At 64.1% G+C, this 16,617-nt stretch carries 16 protein-coding genes; 1 reads left to right on the top strand and 15 read right to left on the bottom strand.

All coding sequences use genetic code 11. The features are described from left to right. Positions 1-229: 229 nt before the first annotated feature. The 15 genes from FJ934_RS18815 to FJ934_RS18885 form a co-directional block, all read right to left on the bottom strand. Positions 230-1,774, bottom strand: a complete 1,545-nt coding sequence (locus FJ934_RS18815) for a Do family serine endopeptidase (protein WP_140611190.1) — start codon at positions 1,772-1,774, stop codon at positions 230-232. A gap of 147 nt (positions 1,775-1,921) precedes the next feature. Beyond that, positions 1,922-2,389 carry a cytochrome c-type biogenesis protein gene (locus FJ934_RS18820; RefSeq protein WP_140611192.1) on the bottom strand — a complete coding sequence of 156 codons (468 nt, stop codon included), beginning with the start codon at positions 2,387-2,389 and terminating at the stop codon, positions 1,922-1,924. Next, a complete protein-coding gene (locus tag FJ934_RS18825) occupies positions 2,386-4,371 on the bottom strand; it encodes a heme lyase CcmF/NrfE family subunit (protein WP_140611194.1) in 1,986 nt (661 codons plus the stop codon). Before FJ934_RS18825 ends, FJ934_RS18820 begins: the two co-directional genes overlap by 4 nt. A 32-nt stretch (positions 4,372-4,403) precedes the next feature. After that, a complete protein-coding gene (ccmE, locus tag FJ934_RS18830) occupies positions 4,404-4,847 on the bottom strand; it encodes a cytochrome c maturation protein CcmE (protein ID WP_140611196.1) in 444 nt (147 codons plus the stop codon). Between the two features lie 8 nt (positions 4,848-4,855). Beyond that, positions 4,856-5,995 carry a c-type cytochrome biogenesis protein CcmI gene (gene ccmI, locus FJ934_RS18835; protein ID WP_140611198.1) on the bottom strand — a complete coding sequence of 380 codons (1,140 nt, stop codon included), beginning with the start codon at positions 5,993-5,995 and terminating at the stop codon, positions 4,856-4,858. A 126-nt stretch (positions 5,996-6,121) separates the two neighbouring features. Continuing rightward, complete coding sequence (locus FJ934_RS18840; protein ID WP_140611200.1) at positions 6,122-6,559, bottom strand: hypothetical protein; 438 nt, start codon at positions 6,557-6,559, stop codon at positions 6,122-6,124. A 187-nt stretch (positions 6,560-6,746) separates the two neighbouring features. Then, positions 6,747-8,174, bottom strand: coding sequence for an ATP-binding protein (locus FJ934_RS18845; protein ID WP_140611202.1), 1,428 nt, complete (start codon positions 8,172-8,174; stop codon positions 6,747-6,749). Next, complete coding sequence (locus tag FJ934_RS18850; protein WP_056563567.1) at positions 8,158-8,823, bottom strand: response regulator transcription factor; 666 nt, start codon at positions 8,821-8,823, stop codon at positions 8,158-8,160. Before FJ934_RS18850 ends, FJ934_RS18845 begins: the two co-directional genes overlap by 17 nt. A 72-nt stretch (positions 8,824-8,895) precedes the next feature. Further along, positions 8,896-9,195: a hypothetical protein gene (locus FJ934_RS18855; protein ID WP_140611204.1), complete on the bottom strand. Its 300-nt coding sequence runs from the start codon at positions 9,193-9,195 to the stop codon at positions 8,896-8,898. 173 nt (positions 9,196-9,368) lie between these two features. Then, entirely contained in the window at positions 9,369-9,776 is a 408-nt protein-coding gene (locus FJ934_RS18860) for a DUF3168 domain-containing protein (RefSeq protein ID WP_140611207.1), read from the bottom strand. A 167-nt stretch (positions 9,777-9,943) separates the two neighbouring features. Continuing rightward, complete coding sequence (locus tag FJ934_RS18865; RefSeq protein WP_140611209.1) at positions 9,944-10,747, bottom strand: ABC transporter permease; 804 nt, start codon at positions 10,745-10,747, stop codon at positions 9,944-9,946. Positions 10,748-10,752: 5 nt separating this feature from the next. Then, positions 10,753-11,586, bottom strand: coding sequence for an ABC transporter permease (locus FJ934_RS18870; protein ID WP_140611211.1), 834 nt, complete (start codon positions 11,584-11,586; stop codon positions 10,753-10,755). 11 nt (positions 11,587-11,597) lie between these two features. Beyond that, complete coding sequence (locus FJ934_RS18875) at positions 11,598-12,713, bottom strand: ABC transporter substrate-binding protein (RefSeq protein WP_140611213.1); 1,116 nt, start codon at positions 12,711-12,713, stop codon at positions 11,598-11,600. Positions 12,714-12,780: 67 nt separating this feature from the next. After that, the gene (locus tag FJ934_RS18880; protein ID WP_140611215.1) at positions 12,781-13,875 is read right to left on the bottom strand and encodes an ABC transporter ATP-binding protein; all 1,095 of its coding nucleotides are present in this window, start codon (positions 13,873-13,875) and stop codon (positions 12,781-12,783) included. A 139-nt stretch (positions 13,876-14,014) separates the two neighbouring features. Further along, on the bottom strand, positions 14,015-14,911 hold the full coding sequence (locus FJ934_RS18885) for a LysR substrate-binding domain-containing protein (RefSeq protein ID WP_140611217.1): 897 nt from the start codon (positions 14,909-14,911) through the stop codon (positions 14,015-14,017). Positions 14,912-14,994: 83 nt separating this feature from the next. On the opposite strand from FJ934_RS18885, the gene FJ934_RS18890 reads away from it, so the two are divergent. Then, positions 14,995-16,584: an amidohydrolase gene (locus FJ934_RS18890; protein ID WP_181165680.1), complete on the top strand. Its 1,590-nt coding sequence runs from the start codon at positions 14,995-14,997 to the stop codon at positions 16,582-16,584. Positions 16,585-16,617 lie beyond the last annotated feature (33 nt).

Here is a 16,617-nt window from a genome sequence, read left to right on the forward strand (position 1 = left end):
TGCCAACTCCCCCGATATGCCAAATCCCGGACGTCTTGCTCCAAAGTCGCGCGCTAGCGGATCGGGCGCGACGGCACGCTTCCGAAAAGCTGACAATGGCCGCGGCAGCGGGCGATGGGAAGCCCGCTGCCGCTGGAGGAGAGCACGATGACTGACTACGTACCCGGCTCCATGCTTTCCCATGCGGTGGCTCGGGGGTGTTGAAACCGCCGCATTGGAAAAGTCGTTTTCAGCCCTTGGCGACCGGCAGCGCGACGAAGCGGTTGTTGTCGTCACGGGTGATCTGCATCAGCACCGCCTTGCGTCCGGATTTCACCGCTTCGGTCATCGCCTTGCTGACGTCCTCGGTACCGTTCACTTCGGTCGAGTTGACCGCGGTGATGACGTCGCCAGGCTGGATGCCGCGGTCAGCGGCATCGCTGTTTGGATCGACATCGGTCACCACCAAACCCTTGCCGTTTTCCGACTTGGTGACGGTCAGGCCGAGATCGGCCAGCGTGTCGGGCTTTGCCGGAGCGGCGGGCTGCTGCTGCTGGTCGTTCGAAGCTTGCTTGTCGGTGGCCGGCAGCTTGCCGAGATCGACCTTGACCGTCTGGCTCTTGCCGTCGCGCCACACGGTGACATCGACAGACTTGCCCGGCGAATAGGCACCGATCAGGCGGGCCAGTTCCTTCGGCGACGCAACGTCCTTGCCGTCGACCTGGGTGATGACGTCACCAGCGGCAATGCCGGCCTTCTTGCCGGGGCTATTGTCCTGGGCGCTGGACACCAAGGCGCCATTGTTGGATTTCAGGCCGAGCGATTCGGCGATGTCCGACGTGACCGGCTGGATCTCGACGCCAAGCCAGCCGCGTTGCACGGTGCCGCTCTTCATCAGATCGTCGACGACCTGCTTGGCGGTCGAGGCGGGAATGTCGAAGGCGATGCCGACGCTGCCGCCGGAGGGCGAGAAGATAGCCGTGTTGATGCCGACCACCTGGCCGTTGAGATTGAAGGTCGGACCACCCGAATTGCCGCGGTTGACCGAGGCATCGATCTGGAGGAAATCGTCGTAGGGGCCGGCGCCGATGTCACGGCCGCGCGCCGACACGATGCCGGCGGTGACGGTGCCACCGAGACCGAACGGATTGCCGACGGCCACGACCCAGTCGCCGACGCGAACCTTGGCATCGTCTGCGAAGTCGACATAGGTGAACTTGCCGCCGCCTTCGACCTTGAGCACTGCGAGATCGGTGCGCGGATCGGTGCCGATCAGCCTGGCGTCGAGTTCCTTGCCGTCATTGGTCACCACGGTGAAAGCGGTGCCCTCTTCGACGACGTGGTTGTTGGTGACGAGATAGCCGTCCTCGGAGATGAAGAAGCCGGAACCCTGAGCCACCGGACGCGGTTGGTCATTGTTGCGGTGCCCGAAGCGGCGGTGCCCTTCGTCGTTCTGACCACCCTGGTCGCCAAAGCCGCGGAACTCCTTGAAGAAGCGGCGCAGTTGCGGATTGTTGGGAAGATTGTCGAAACCGTCCTGACCGTCGGAGCCGTCGTCCGCGGTCGACTGCACCTTCGCCTTGACCTTGACGCTGACCACGGCGGGCGAAACGCGCTCCACGACATCGGCGAAGCTCGGAACCTGCGGGGCCTCGACGCGCACCGCGTCGGCCAGAACGGGGCTCGTTCCGCTGGTCAGCGCGCCAACGCCGATCGCGCCGGCAACCGCAACGGACGCGACGGCAGCCAGAAGACGCTTGCGGGTGCGGGAATATGAATTGGGGGCAATATTCATGGGTCTTTCATCCTCTTTCAAAGGGACGCGCCTTGATCGGCATCCTCAAGAAGGAGAATTAGAGCGGCGCACATTACAACGCCATTTCCGACGCATGAAACTTTGGTAATGTTGGCGGGCTGCCTGGCGGCCAGACGACCTTGCCTGTCAGTCGCGGCGCAGGATCGCGTCCAGCGCTGCCTGTTCGTCGGCCGAGAGGGATTTTGTCGCCAGCTTCCGACGCGAGCGGGCGTTCAGCGCGATAAACATGCCGCCCACCAGGAGCAAAAGAACAGGCGTGCCCCAAAGCAGCGCGTTGCGCAGGTCGAAGCGAGGCTTCAACAGCACGAACTCGCCGTAGCGCGAAACCACATAGTCCATCACCTGCTGGTCGCTATCGCCGGCGACGAGGCGCTGGCGCACCAGGATGCGCAGGTCGCGGGCAAGGTCTGCATCGGACTCATCGATCGACTGGTTCTGGCAGACCATGCAGCGCAGGCCTTCCGACAGAGCCCGGGCCCTCGTCTCGAGCGCCGGATCGGCCAGCATCTCGTCGGGCTTCACCGCGTGCGCGGCACCGGCGAAGAGGAGTGCCAGCAGCAGGACAATCGAGGTCAGGGAAAGCCTGGGCTTCACGGCAGGCCCGCCGGCGCCACCGCCTGCTTGCGACGCCGCGAGGGCGCGCCGACGCGCAGGCGTCTATCCATCAGCGACATGCCCGCACCCGCCATCATCATCAGGCCGCCGCCCCAGATCAGCGTCACCAGCGGTTTCCACCACAGGCGCACCACGACCGAACCGTCCTTGCCTTCGTCGCCGAGCGAGATGTAGAGCTGGGAAAGACCGAGCGTCTTGATGCCGGACTCGGTCGTCGTCGTCTGCCGGACCGGGTAGAAACGCTTGGCGGAACTGATTTCGCCGACAGCGCTGCCACTGATGCCGATCAGTTCGAAACGGCCGCGATCCTCGCTGTAGTTTGGCCCCTGCGCCGGATAAAGCCCGACGAAACGCAGCGTATGGCCTGACAATTCCACGGTCTCGCCGGCGCGCATCGTCAGGATCTTCTCGGTACCGAAGGAGAGCGTGGCGACGATGCCGAGCAAAGTCAGGCCGAGGCCGAAATGGGCCAATGCCGTGCCGAACACCGAGCGCGGCAGGCCGGCGAGGCGCCTGACCATAACGGCCGGGGCAACCGATCCAACGCCCGACTTGACGGCAAGGTCGGTGAGCGCGCCGGCGACCAGCCAGACGGCAAGACCGATGCCGAGTGCGGCGAATACCGACGCCCCGTCGATGAACAGACCGGTGACCAGCATCGCCGCCAGCGCCAGGGCGAAGGCGGCCATCAGGCGCTGCGACACGGCGATGACGTCGCCGCGCTTCCAGGCCAGCAGCGGCCCGAGCGGCACGAGGACTAGAAGCGGCAGCATCAATGGGCCGAAAGTCAGATCGAAGAACGGCGCACCGACCGAGATCTTGTCGCCTGTGAGTGCCTCCAATGCCAGCGGATAGAGCGTGCCGACCAGCACGGTGGCGGTCGCCGTGGTCAGAAAGAGATTGTTGAGCACGAGCGCGCCTTCGCGCGAGATCGGATGGAACAGGCCGCCGGCCGTCAACCTCGAGGCACGCAGCGCAAACAGCGCCAGCGAGCCGCCGATGAACAGCGTCAGGATACACAGGATGAAGACGCCGCGCGTCGGATCGGTGGCAAAGGCATGCACTGAAGTGAGCACGCCCGAACGTACCAGGAACGTGCCGAGCAGCGACAGCGAGAAGGTGAGGATGGCGAGCAGCAGCGTCCAGATCTTCAAGGCCGAGCGCTTTTCCATGACGATGGCCGAATGCAAAAGCGCGGTGCCCGCCAGCCACGGCATGAAAGAGGCGTTCTCGACCGGATCCCAGAACCAGAAGCCGCCCCAGCCGAGTTCGTAATAGGCCCAGTATGATCCCATGGCGATGCCGCCGGTCAGGAACATCCAGGCGACCAGCGTCCACGGCCGCACCCAGCGCGCCCAGGAGGCGTCGATGCGGCCCTCGATGAGGGCAGCGACCGAGAAGGAAAAGCAGATCGAGAAGCCAACATAGCCGAGATAGAGCAGCGGCGGATGGATGGCGAGGCCGAGATCCTGCAGGACCGGGTTGAGGTCGCGACCCTCGATCGGCGCTGGATTGAGCCGGATGAAAGGATTGGACGTGGCCAGGATGAAGAGGAAGAAGGCGGCACCGATCGCGCCCTGAACGGCAAGCACGTTGGCGCGCAGCGTGGCTGGCAGATTCGAGCCGAAAGCTGCGACAAGCGCGCCGAAGAAGGTCAGGATCAGCACCCAGAGCAGCATCGAGCCTTCATGATTGCCCCAGGTTCCGGTGATCTTGTAGATCAGCGGCTGCAGCGAATGCGAGTTTTCCCAGACGTTCGCCACCGAGAAATCGGAGTTCGCGTAGGCACTCGCAAGTGCTGCGAAGGACAGCGCCGTCAGCGCAAAGCCGGTCACCGCGACGGGGCCGCCGACGGCCATCAGGCGCTGGTTGTTCAGGTGCGCGCCAAAGAGCGGCACGATCGTCTGCACCATGGAAAGCGCAAACGCCAGGACCAGGGCGAAATGTCCGATTTCAACCATGCGTGCAGTTCACTTTTGCTGTCCTGCCAGAGCTACTCACTCTTGCTCTCCTGCCACACACCTTTGGCCTTGAGGCCGTCGGCCACTTCCTTGGGCATGTAACGCTCATCATGCTTGGCCAGAACGCTATCGGCAACGAATATGCCATCCGGACCGAAGGTGCCCTCGGTGATGACGCCCTGCTGTTCACGGAAGAGGTCGGGCAGGATGCCGGTATAGGTGACCTTGACCGATTTAAGCGTGTCGGTGACTGAAAAGGCGACGGTCGCGCCCTGCCCGCGCTGGATCGTGCCTTTTTCGACCAGCCCCCCCAGCCTGATGCGCTGGCCGGGCTGGATGCTGGCGGTGGTGAGGTCAGCCGGCATGTAGAAATAGGAGGCCTTCTGGCCAAGCGCGTAGAAGGTCAGCCCCGTGGCGGCGCCCAGGAAAGCCAATCCTCCCAAGATGACCGACAATCGTTTCTGCTTGCGTGTCATGACACGTTCTACTCCGTCGCCGTCAGGCCGAGCGAGGCGGCAAAGGCGGTGAATTTCTTGGCCTCGTCACTGCCGGCGCCAAAGACGGCGATGGCGCGCCCCAGAGCATCGCGCGCCTGATCGGCCTTGCCCAGCACAACGTAGGAACGAACGAGCCGCATCCATCCTTCCGCGTCACGCGGATTTTGACGCAATTTCTCGTCGAGGCTTGCGACCATCGTGTTGATCATCGCTTCCCGATCCTGCGGCGACATGGAGGACGCGGCGTCGATCTCCGCGGTATCAGGGCCTTTTGCGGCGGCGCTGGAGGCGACTTCGGGCGTGCCGGATTTGGCCAGTGCCTGTTCGACCGCGCCGCGCCACGGCGAATCCGGTGGCAACGTGCCCAGCATCGCCTGCCAGGCCGTGATCGCCTCCTTGTTGCGCCCTTCCTGCGCCAAAGCCATGGCGAGATAGAAGCGGGCCTTCATGTTGGCCGGATCGAGCTTCAGCGCCGCCTCGAAGGCATCCTGGGCATCGGCGGAAACAACGCCACCGGCTGCACCGGCGACTGCCTCGCCAAGGCCGGCCTGGCGGACGGCGCTGTCGCCGTCGAGGCGGATGGCGTTGCGGTAGGCGGCCACAGCATCGGAAAAGCGCTGCATGCGCAGATAGACCGGGGCCAGAACCTCCCATCCCCTCCCATCGGAAGGATTGGCGGCAAGGTGGGCTTCGGCCCGCGCCACCAATTCGTCGACCGAACTGTCGGCCGGATTCTTGGCCAGCCGTTCGCTGAGCGGCTGTGACGGCAGGTCGGGCGAACCGATCTGGCTGTAAAGACCCCAGCTGACCAGCGGCACCGCCAGCACGGTCATGGTCGCGATCAGCCTTGCCGTGACGGACGTCTGCCTGGCCGGTGTCTTGCCGGCTCGATCCGCACTGTCGAGGCGAAGGATGCGGCGCGCGATCTCGGCGCGCGCTTCGGCCGCTTCCGCCGGCTGGATCAAGCCACGCGCGGCATCGCGGTCAAGCTCGGACAATTGATCGCGATAGACTTCCAGATCGTGATCGCCGCTCGACGACGCCCCCCTGGACCCGCCGGCCAGCGGCAGCAGCACCGCCAGGCTCGCACCCAGCGTCAGTATTGCGGCTATGACCCAGAACAGCATGGTTCTTCCAATAACGGCAGAGCCGTGCCCTGCCAACACAGACATCCTGCGACGCTTTGACGGCAAGCGCGCCGAAAGTCCTTGATCGACATCAACCGGCCGGCTTCCCACCGGAGCCGATCAGGATCAGGTCAGCGGTGTCCAGCTGCCGTCGGCATTGCGGCACGCTGTTCCGCGGGCCGTGAGGCCCGCTCCGCCGGTGAAGACGGTCTGCGTGTACTGGCGGCAGTCCTGCGAACCGACCCGATAGGGTTGGGCTGGAACCACCTCCCCATAATGCGAAGCCTGATCACCCTTCCAGGTCACCTTCTGACCGCTCGTCGTGTATTCGAGCGCCTTGTATTCTGCCTCCAGCGCGCTGCGCTTCTCCGCGTCGCTGAGGCCATTGCCGATCGACCCGCCGACGAGGCCGCCGCCCATCGCCGAAATGATCGACTTGGTGACCTTGCCGGCCGACGGAGGCGTCGAGGCTGGTGTCGGCGCGACAGTGGGACCCTTGCCGCTCAAGGTGGTGCAGCCGGATACGGCCAGCAGTGCGGAAACAAGCGCGACGCGAATCTTCATGCCAACAACCGGTTCTCTTGAGTTGGAGCCTGCCATGGATGCGCCGGAGGCCGCGTCATCGGAGAAGTGGGCGTGGCCATAATGTTGATATTTGTCGGAAATTTGGCCACTGCCGGCCACTCCGGGATCAATCGATACGCCGCCATACCATGCGTCGCCCATCGGTGTCGATTGGCCATGGAAAGCATCACTGAAGGCTCCGCAATCGCACCGCCGCCTTCAATCCGCCCATGCCGGACCGTTCCAGCGCCAGGATGCCGCCATACTCGTTCACGAGGTCGGCGACAATGGCGAGGCCTAGACCTGTCCCGGGCTTTGTCTCATCGAGGCGGCGTCCCCGCTTCAGGGCTTCGCGCGCCTTGTCCTCGGGAATGCCCGGCCCGTCATCCTCGATGCTGATCTCGAACAGGCTCTCATCCTTGCTGACCAAGGGCACGACCGACACCACGACGGCACTCTTCGCCCATTTCATCGCATTTTCGAGAAGATTGCCGAGCAACTCCTCGAGATCCTCGCGCTCGCCGGCAAAGACGATCTCGGTGGCTGGCAGCGATAGTGACAGGCTGGTCCTCGGGTGGAGCTTCTGCAGAACCCGCACCATGCGCTGCACCAGCGGCGCTACCGGCGTGCGGTAGACGACGCTGTCGCGTTGCGCCGCGACGCGGGCGCGCTGCAGGTAATGGTCGACCTGCATCTGCATGGAAGCGGCCTGCTCGGCGATCAATTGTCCCTTGGCACCGCCAAGCGCGCGGCCTTCGTTGAGCAGCACCGCGAGCGGTGTCTTCAGCGAGTGGGCGAGATTTCCGACCTGCGTCCGCGAACGCTCGACGATGCGTTTGTTGTTTTCGATCAAGGCATTGGTTTCGTTGGCTAATGGTTCGATCTCGGCCGGGAAGCGGCCGTCAAGCCTCTGCGCGGTGCCCTCGCGCACCATGGCAAGGGCGTTGCGGACCCTGCGCAGCGGCTGCAGGCCGAGCAGGATGGCGATCGCGTTGATGGCGATCATGCCGATACCGAACAGGCTGAGATAGGTCAGCAAGCGGCGCTGAAAGGTGCTTATCTCCTGCTCCAGCTCGGTCTTGTTGCCCATGACGCGGAAGCGCGCGGCGCGGTTCTTCGCATCGAGGACGAACTCGCTCTCGAACACCACCAGTTGCTCGCCGGCGATGCCTTCGGCCGCATAGCTGCGCTGGAAGCTGGCATTGAACGGCACTTCAGCAACGCTTGGCGACGGGATCGATGTGGTCATCGACGACGAATGGAGGTCGCCATGCACACCTTCCGAAGCGGGCTCGACCGACCAGTACCAGCCCGAATTCGGCTCCGAAAACCTGAGGTCGCCGAGGTCGGGAGCGCCGGTGAGAGCGCCGGTGTCGGAAACGCCGACGGAGCCGATCAGGTTGAACAGATGCGCCGAAAGCAGGCTGTCAAAACCGCGTTCGCTGGCCTGGCGATAGAGCGTGGTGATCAGGGTGAAGATGACGACAAGGGTCAGGATCGCCCACACGGTGGAAAAGGCGATCACGCGGAACGTCAGCGAACGCGGCCACAAACGCAGCGAAAGCGGCGTCCTTGCGGTTGGTTTGAGCGGTTCCGAGTTACGCCTCCGGCTCACGCATGCGGTAGCCCATGCCGCGTACGGTTTCGATCATGTCGATGCCCATCTTCTTGCGCAGCCGCCCGACAAAGACTTCGATGGTGTTGGAATCGCGGTCGAAATCCTGATCATAGAGATGTTCGACCAGTTCGGTCCGCGACACGACTTCGCCCATATGGTGCATCAGATAGGCGAGCAGGCGGAATTCATGCGAGGTCAGCTTAAGCGGCACGCCGTCGACATCGGCCTTCGAGGCCTTTGTGTCGAGGCGCAGCGGTCCGCATGTCAGTTCGGACGAAGCGTGGCCCGCGGCGCGGCGGATCAACGCCCTGACCCTCGCCAGCACCTCCTCGATATGGAACGGCTTGGTGACATAGTCGTCGGCGCCGGCGTCGATGCCGGAGACCTTGTCGCTCCAGCGGTCGCGCGCGGTCAGGATCAGCACCGGCATCTTGCGGCCGCCGCGGCGCCAGCGCTCGACGACGCTGATGCCGTCCATCTGCGGCAGGCCGATATCGAGTACGACGGCGTCGTAAGGTTCGGTATCGCCGAGGAAATGACCTTCCTCGCCGTCGAAGGCACGGTCGACGACATAGCCGGCGTCGACCAGCGCGTCCGCTATCTGCCGGTTGAGATCCTTGTCATCCTCGACGACCAGTACGCGCATGCGGAGATCGATACCTGTTGAAGTATTCGGCTCAGATATAGGCCGATTCCCGCGGCCTGGGAAACGGCGGGGTCAGTTCTGCGGAACGACAATCTCGGAACGGCGCGGTCGCTGTCCGTCCTTGCCAGGCACCAGCACGACGATGACGCAGACCGGTTGGCCACCACGTGTCGACTGCGAGGCCTTGGCCAGCGTTCCGCCATTCTGCGAGGCCACCTGCAGGCCGATCGCGTAGCAATCCGACGCTGCCAGGACGATCGGGGTGGCCTGGTCGGGCGCGATGGCCGGCACCGCCATCGCCTGCGACGCAAATATCCCGGCGGTACAAAACGCCAGGGTCGCGGTTCGGAAATGGGAGCGGAGCGTTTTCATGACCGGCGTTGTAACGCTTCGGTGCTGAACGTGAAATGAACGGTGATCGATACAAAAACCATGTCCGCTACACCCCTGAAACGCGCGACGACCGATCGCGATTTGGACGCCCCAACCCGACAAAATCACGGAAACGCCAGTCTAGACTCCGTTTCAGTCATATTGAAAGCGCCTCAGGCATTTTCCTGCGTCAGCGCCCGAAACCGCAGCAGCCCGTGGTGCACAAGGAGTTCCTCGTCATAGCGGGCTTCGGTGAACTCAAGCGACAGCCGTGTCTGGCCGCGAGGGCCTATCACCAGCACCGCGTCGGCAAGGCGTGCCTTGATGGCGTCCATGATGGCAAGCGTTTCGGCATCGCCATGAGCTTTCGACCAGACATGCAGCGTGATCAACTGATCGTCGTTGTCTTCGACCCCGGTATCCCAGTCGAAGGCACTGGTCTGGCCACAGGTCACATACGGGAAAGCGGCGTTGTCGGCCGCCCGTTCGAGCAGACCGGCACCGCCCAGCAACGCCGACAGGGATGCATCGCTTTTCAGTCTCAGAAACAGGGCCTGCTGCAAATCGCCGGGCGCGGTCATCGTCCTTTTCCTCAAATCGTTGCGCCATCGACAATGCTTTTCCGAAGCCCGTCCATGTCTGCATGCCTTGCCAGATATAGCGGTTCGCCACGCGAAGGCGATGGCGATTCGTCACCGTGATCATGAATGCCGATGATCTCGAAAATACGACTTCGCCGGCACACCCGTCAGCGCGTGCGTAGCCTGACGATGAAGCTGCGCACCGCAAGCACCAGCACGGTGATGATGATCAGGATCACGGACAATGCAGCGATCGCCGGGTCGATATTGTCGCGCAGGCCCATCCACATCAGCCTCGGCAGCGTTATGGCGTTGACCGAAGTGATGAACAAGGTGACGCCGATCTCTTCCCAGGAGAGCACGAAGGACAGCAACGCCGCGGTGATGATGCCGAACTTGATGTTGGGCATGATGACGCGGGTGGCGCGCTCCCACACGGTGGCACCGAGGCCCCGAGCGGCTAAGTCGATGCGCCTGTCCAGTTGACTGAGCGACACCAGCATCAGCACGGTGGCGAAAGGCACCGTCATCACCGAGTGCGCCATGGCGACGCCAAGCCAGGTATCATAGCCGAAGAACGAGCTGAAACCGGAGATCGAGGTCAACAGGAAGTAGAGCGTGATCGCCGAGACCACTGGCGGCACCACCATGGGCAGCAGCACGAAGCCGACGAGCGCTGCCGTGAAGCGCGGCTGGAACATCCAGACGCCGAGACTGAAGCATAGCGCCAACACGGTGGAGAAAGCGCTGCTGACCACGCCGATCCGGATAGAGAGCAGGATCGAGTCGATCCAGCGCGGATCCTCGATCAGCGAGCGGTAGTGACGCAGCGACAGTTCACCCGTCGGCATCGCCAGCATGCGGCTTGGCGTCAGCGACACCGGGATGACAGCCAGCAGCGGCATCAGCAGAAACAGCGCCACGAAGGCGGCGATGACGAGCGAGACGGGTCCGGGACGATAGGTCGGCATCTCGGCTACACCAATTGCTTCGGCCTGATATAGCGGAACAGCAGCGCCATCAGCGCGCCGACGAACAGCACGAGCACGACACTGATCGCAGCGCCCAGCCCCCAATCCGGGCTCTGGAAAATCCTGAGATAGATGAGTTCGGCCACCATGACGCTGCGGCCGCCGCCGAGGATCGCCGGCGTGACGAAGAAGCCCAGCGAAAAGACGAAAACGATGAGGGCCGAGCCGATGATTCCGGAGCGGGTCATCGGCACGAAGACCGACCAGAAGGTGCGCATGCGGCTGGAGCCGAGACCGCGCGCCGCCAGCAGCACGCGGTCGTCGAGGCTGCGCATGGCCGATGCCAGCGGAAAGACGGCGAAGGGGATGAGGAAATGCGTCATGCCGACGATGACGCCGAATTCATTGCGCACCAGGGTCAGCGGTTCGGAGATGAAGCCGATCGCCTGCAGCCAGGTGTTGATCAGCCCGCGATTGGAGAGCAGCGCCACCCAGCCGAAGGCGCGGGTCAGCACGGAAATCCAGAAGGGAACGAGAATGCAGAACTCGGCGATAAGGCGCTGCGCCGGCGTGCCGCGCACCCAGATAAGGGTGATGGCATAGGCGGCGGCCACCGAGGCGACCGTGACGATTGCCGCGATGCGCAGCGTCCTGACGAATACCGATTGCACCAGATCGTCGGTCAGCAGCGCGTCATATTGCCCAAGCCCCGGCGTCGGCAGCGTGAAGCTCCATTTGACGACGCCAAGGAAAGGCCAAGCATAGGCCAGCACGAGGAACAGGAGCAGCGGCGCCATCAACAGCGCCGCGCCCGTCCTGTCGGAAAGAGAGGACCGCATCCCTGCCCTGATCAGGCGGAGATGATCTTGGTGTATTCGTCGAGGGCCGCCCCGTAATTCTTGGCGTACCAGTCCATGTCGAGCGGAATCTGCTTCTTCATGTTTTCCGGGTCGACAGGGTTGATGCGCTTCTTGTCGGCGGGGATCAGAGCGTCGGTGGCCGGATTAGCCGGACCCTGGCCGAGCTTGTCGAACATGATCAGCTGCTTTTGCGGATCCTGGGCGCTGGCGATGAACTTCATGGCCGCGTCCTTGCCGCCCGGATTGCCCTTGAGGACGGCAAGCGCGCCGGGCGAGATCAAGCCCTGGTCCCAGATGAACTTGATCTTGCCGCCGGAGTCCTGCTCGATCAGCGAGGCGCGTGTCGACCACACGATAGCCATCGAGGCCTCGCCGTTGAGCAGCACGCTCTGGCTCTCGGCGCCACCGCCCCAATAGGCGACGACGTTTTCCTTGAAAGCGGCGATCTTGTCATGCGCGCGCTTGAGGTCGAGCGGATACAGCGAGGCCGGCGCGAGGCCGTCGGCGAGAAGGGCAGCCTCCCAGCTCGAAACACCCCATTTGTAGAGCGAGCGCTTGCCGGGGAACTTCTTCACGTCGAAGAAATCGGCCATGCCGGTCGGCGCGTCCTTGCCGTATTTCTCGGAATCATAGGCGATGATGTAGGAGAAGAAGTAGGTCGAGGCGGCATAGTCCCAGCCGAAACCCGGCCGCATCTTCTTCTTGTCGACGACGGTGTAGTCGATCGGCTCGAGCATGCCCTGGCCGCCGAGCGTGATGGCCGAGAACGGATCGACATCGACGAGATCCCAGGTCGGCGCGCCGCTCTTGAACTGCGCCGCGATAGCGCCCTCGGTCGGGCCCGAGCCGTCCATCTTGACGACGATGCCGGTTTCCTTGGTAAAGGCCTGGCCATAGGCGGCGTCATAGGCGGTGATGGCGTCGCCGCCCCAGTTCACCAGCACCAGTTCCTTCGCCGCGGCGAATGCGCCGCCCGAACGCAGCAGCATCGGCGTGCCGGCCAGCACGAGTGCTGCAAGCTGCGTGAACTGCCGGCGCGAGATCTCGCCGCGCCCTGCCCTGGCGGACAGGCTCGCGATAGCTTGTTTCTTGGTGTCGTTGGTCATGTCAGTTCCCCTTATTGTCGTTGATAGTACCGGAAAGTGGTGTGCGAACGTCTCGCCACACCGATCGTCATTGCCCTCCGTCCGGAAGGAGGAAACCCTTTTCCGCCGGCCAGGTCAGCCACACGGAATTGCCTTTGCTGAGCGCGGCGGCGGCGACTTCATTGGGTACCGACACCGTGACCTTGGCGCCTTGCCTTGTCGTCAGATCGAGCCGCGTCGCGGCGCCGAGATAGGTCGAGTTGGTTGCTGTCGCGGCGACGCCGTTCTCACCGGCCGAAGCCTCGCAGGCGATGGACATGTATTCAGGCCGGATCGCCAGTATGGCGTTCCCACCGACGGAACCGGGGTTGCCGCGCAGGCTGACGGCGCGGTCCTCGCACAGGCCGGTGGCGCCGTTGTCGGCTCGGCGCACGCCTTTCAGCGGCAACATATTGATCTCGCCGAGGAATTCGGCGACGAAGCGGTTGGCCGGCCGGTCATAGACCTCGTCCGGCGCGCCGACCTGCAGCAATTTACCGTGGTTGAAGATGGCGACGCGCGACGACAGCGCCAGCGCCTCGCTCTGGTCGTGGGTGACGAAAACGAACGTGGTGCCGGTTTCCTGATGCAGGCGCTTCATCTCGGCCTGCATCTGGCCGCGCAAGCTCTTGTCCAGGGCGGAAAACGGCTCGTCGAGCAGGAGCACGCCCGGCTCGAACACCAGTGCGCGGGCAAGCGCCACGCGCTGCTGCTGGCCGCCGGAGAGCTGCGCGGGCAATTTCTTCTCGTGACCGACCAGACCGACGCGCTCGATCATCTCCCCGACGCGCTTCTTGATCTCGGCAGCTGATTTCTTGCGAACCTTGAGCGGGAAAGCGATGTTCTGCTCCACGCTCATGTGCGGGAACAGCGCGTAGCCCTGGAACACCATGCCGGCGGCGCGCTGTTCGGCCGGACGATCGGTGATGTCGGTGCCGTCGCTGAAAAGCCTGCCCTCGGTCGGCTGCACGAAGCCGGCCAGGATCATCAGGAAGGTGGTCTTGCCCGAGCCGGAGGGGCCGAGCAACGTCAGGAACTCGCCGCGACCGATATCGAGCGTCAAATTGTCCAGCGCCCGGAACGAGCCGAAGCTCTTGCCGATCCCGTTCGCCTTGATTTCCGCCGCCCGGCCGGGTTGCTGCATCCTGCCTCTTCCTCAGTCCCGGATGAAATCGTAGGCAGGCGCGCGGCTCACCGCAACCGAATAGTTTTCGCCTGATCGGCAAATTTGATTCACGTCTGGTAGATGGGCGGGTGGCGGTCGGCGGTTTCAACGCCCCGCCTCAATATTTCGCCAGTCTGTTTTCCGACAGCTTCGCCCTGAGCCAGTCGCTGAAGGCATTGAGCACCGGATGGCCGGCCTTGGCGTGCTCGAAGACCAGATAGTAGGACCGCGGCGAGGGGACCGACGCCTCGAACGGCTTGACCAGCCGGCCTTCGCTCAGTGCCCGGCGGCCGGTCAGTTCGTCACCCATGGCAATACCTTGGCCGGCAACCGCCGCCGAGAACACGAGGTTCATGTCGGAAAAGAAGATGCCGCCTTCGGTGTCGGGGTTTTCCACCTTGGACAACGCCAACCAGCGCGCCCAGTCCTCGGTGTCGCCGAGATGGAGCAGGTTGGCGCGCAGCACGTCGGCGGGTTTGGAAAAGCCGCCGACCTTGTTGAGCAGCGTCGGGCTGCAGAGCGGCGTGAAGAAGACTTCGCACAGCAGCTCCACCGATCGGTTCGGCCAGTTGCCGACGCCGAAGGCGATGAAGGCGTCCGCTTCCGCATTGCTGACGTCGTCGAGCCGCCGCGGCGTCAGCACCGAGAGCGCAACGTCGGGATACATCTGCTGGAACTCGCCGATATGGGAGCACAGGAACATCGAGGCGAAGCCCGGCGGGCAGGAGATGGCGAAGGAGCCGCCGACGCCTGCGCCGCTGTTTTGCGTGCCCGCGTCGCCGAGCACTGTCAGCGCCTTGCGCACGTCGGCGGCGTAGCGCTGGCCGCGCGGCGTCAACGCCACGCCCTTGCCGATGCGCTGCAGCAGATCGAAGCCGAGGTCGCGTTCCAGCAGCCGAAGCTGATGCGAGACGGCGCTGCGGGTCAAACAGAGTTCGTCGGCGGCGCGCCACATGCTGCCGTGACGGGCGAAGCTGTCCAAGGCGCGTAGCGCCTGCGTCGAAGGTATTCGCAAAGGGACCTCAGGTGAACCGAATTTGCACGAGCCGGGAAAACATATCACTTTTTGATAAGCCGCTTCACTGCTTTCTTGGCCCCATGGAGAAATCCGTGACGACGTCACCACAAGAAACCGCGCTCGTTTGCATCGACAGCATCCAGCCGCTGCTGTCGGCCTGGACGCGCACGATCTTCGATTTCGGCGAAACCGCCTGGCGCGAATACCAGTCGGCCGCCTGGTATGTGGCGCGGCTGAAGCATGAGGGCTTTTCCGTCGAGGAAGGCTCGGGCGGCATGCCGACCGCGTTCTGCGCCCATTGGACGAACGGCGCCGGACCGACGATCGGCATGTATGCCGAATATGACGCCGTGCCCGGCAACTGCCAGGATGCGATGACGGTCAAGCAGCCCCGGCCCGGCCTTGGCGTCGAGGCCGGCGGGCACACCGACCCGCATTCAGGGCTCGGCATGGCAAACCTCGGTGGCCTGCTTGCCACCAAGGCCGCCATGCAGCGACACGGCATTCCAGGCACGCTGCGCTTCACCGGCGAGCCGGCCGAGAAAGTGCGAGGGTCGAAGCCGATCCACGCAGCCAGGGGCTACTATGATGGCCTTGCCGGCATGATATCCTTCCATCCCTTCTACATGCTGCCGCTCTGCAACACGGCCCGCTGGGACACGCATTGCGGCGCGGCCTACGCCATGATCTACCGTTTCATCTGCGACGAGCCTCAGAATTGGGCACGCGCCGCAGGCGACGGCGCACCGATCCCGCAGGCGCATTCGGCGGTCCGCGCCCCCGGCGCCAACGACGCGCTGATGACGATGTACATGGCCTCCAAGGCACTGCGCGACTCCATGCTGCCGCACCAGGGTGGCTGGTCGATCAGCGAGGCGATCCTGACCGCGGGCCAGGCCACCGCCGACAATCTGCCGGCGGGGCTGGCCGAGATCCAGTACATGATCCGCGTGCCGACCATCGGCATGGCCGAACAGGTCACCGCCGTGCTCGACCGCAATGCGCAGGCTGCGGCCGCGATCAGCGGCTGCCGCTACGAGCGGCATTGGGTGTCGAAGTCGCGCCCAGGGCTGGCTAATCACGCCATGGCCGAGATCGCCTATGATGCGTTGTCGACGGTCGGTCCGCCACGCTGGGACGAGGCCGCCAGGGCGATCGCGCGCGAGATCCAGGTCAATGCCGGCGGCACCGCGACCGAGAATCCGTTCATCGATGAGCTGGAGCGCTTGGTCGACCCCAGGCAAGCCGAGGCAATCCTGCGCCGCGACCTGCCGCCATCACAGGTCAATTCGACCTCCGACGACTACACGGACATGAGCTGGCATGCGCCGACAGCGCGGTTCTACGTCGCCCGACCGGCCCTGCGTTCGGCAGATGGCCACCCCTATCCGGCCTGGGTGATGAATGCGCTGGGCGGCATTCCGGCGACGATCGACCCCATGGTCACCTGCGCGGCCAAGACGGTGGCTTTGGCGGCGCTCCGCCTGCTCGAGGACAAAGCCGCCCGCGACAAGGCGATGAACGAATTTACCACCCGCACCGGCGGCGGTGTTGGTGGCGCGAACTGGATCGCGCCGCTCTGCGACTACGAACCGCCGACCAATTTCCGCTGGCCGGAATATGTCACCACGGCGCGCGGCCGCGACTGGTGGATCCCAAGCAATGCATGACCCGATCCACTCTTGAGAACGCACGAGGAGAAC

This window comes from Mesorhizobium sp. B2-4-12 (genome assembly GCF_006441575.1).
Classification (GTDB): Bacteria; Pseudomonadota; Alphaproteobacteria; order Rhizobiales; family Rhizobiaceae; genus Mesorhizobium.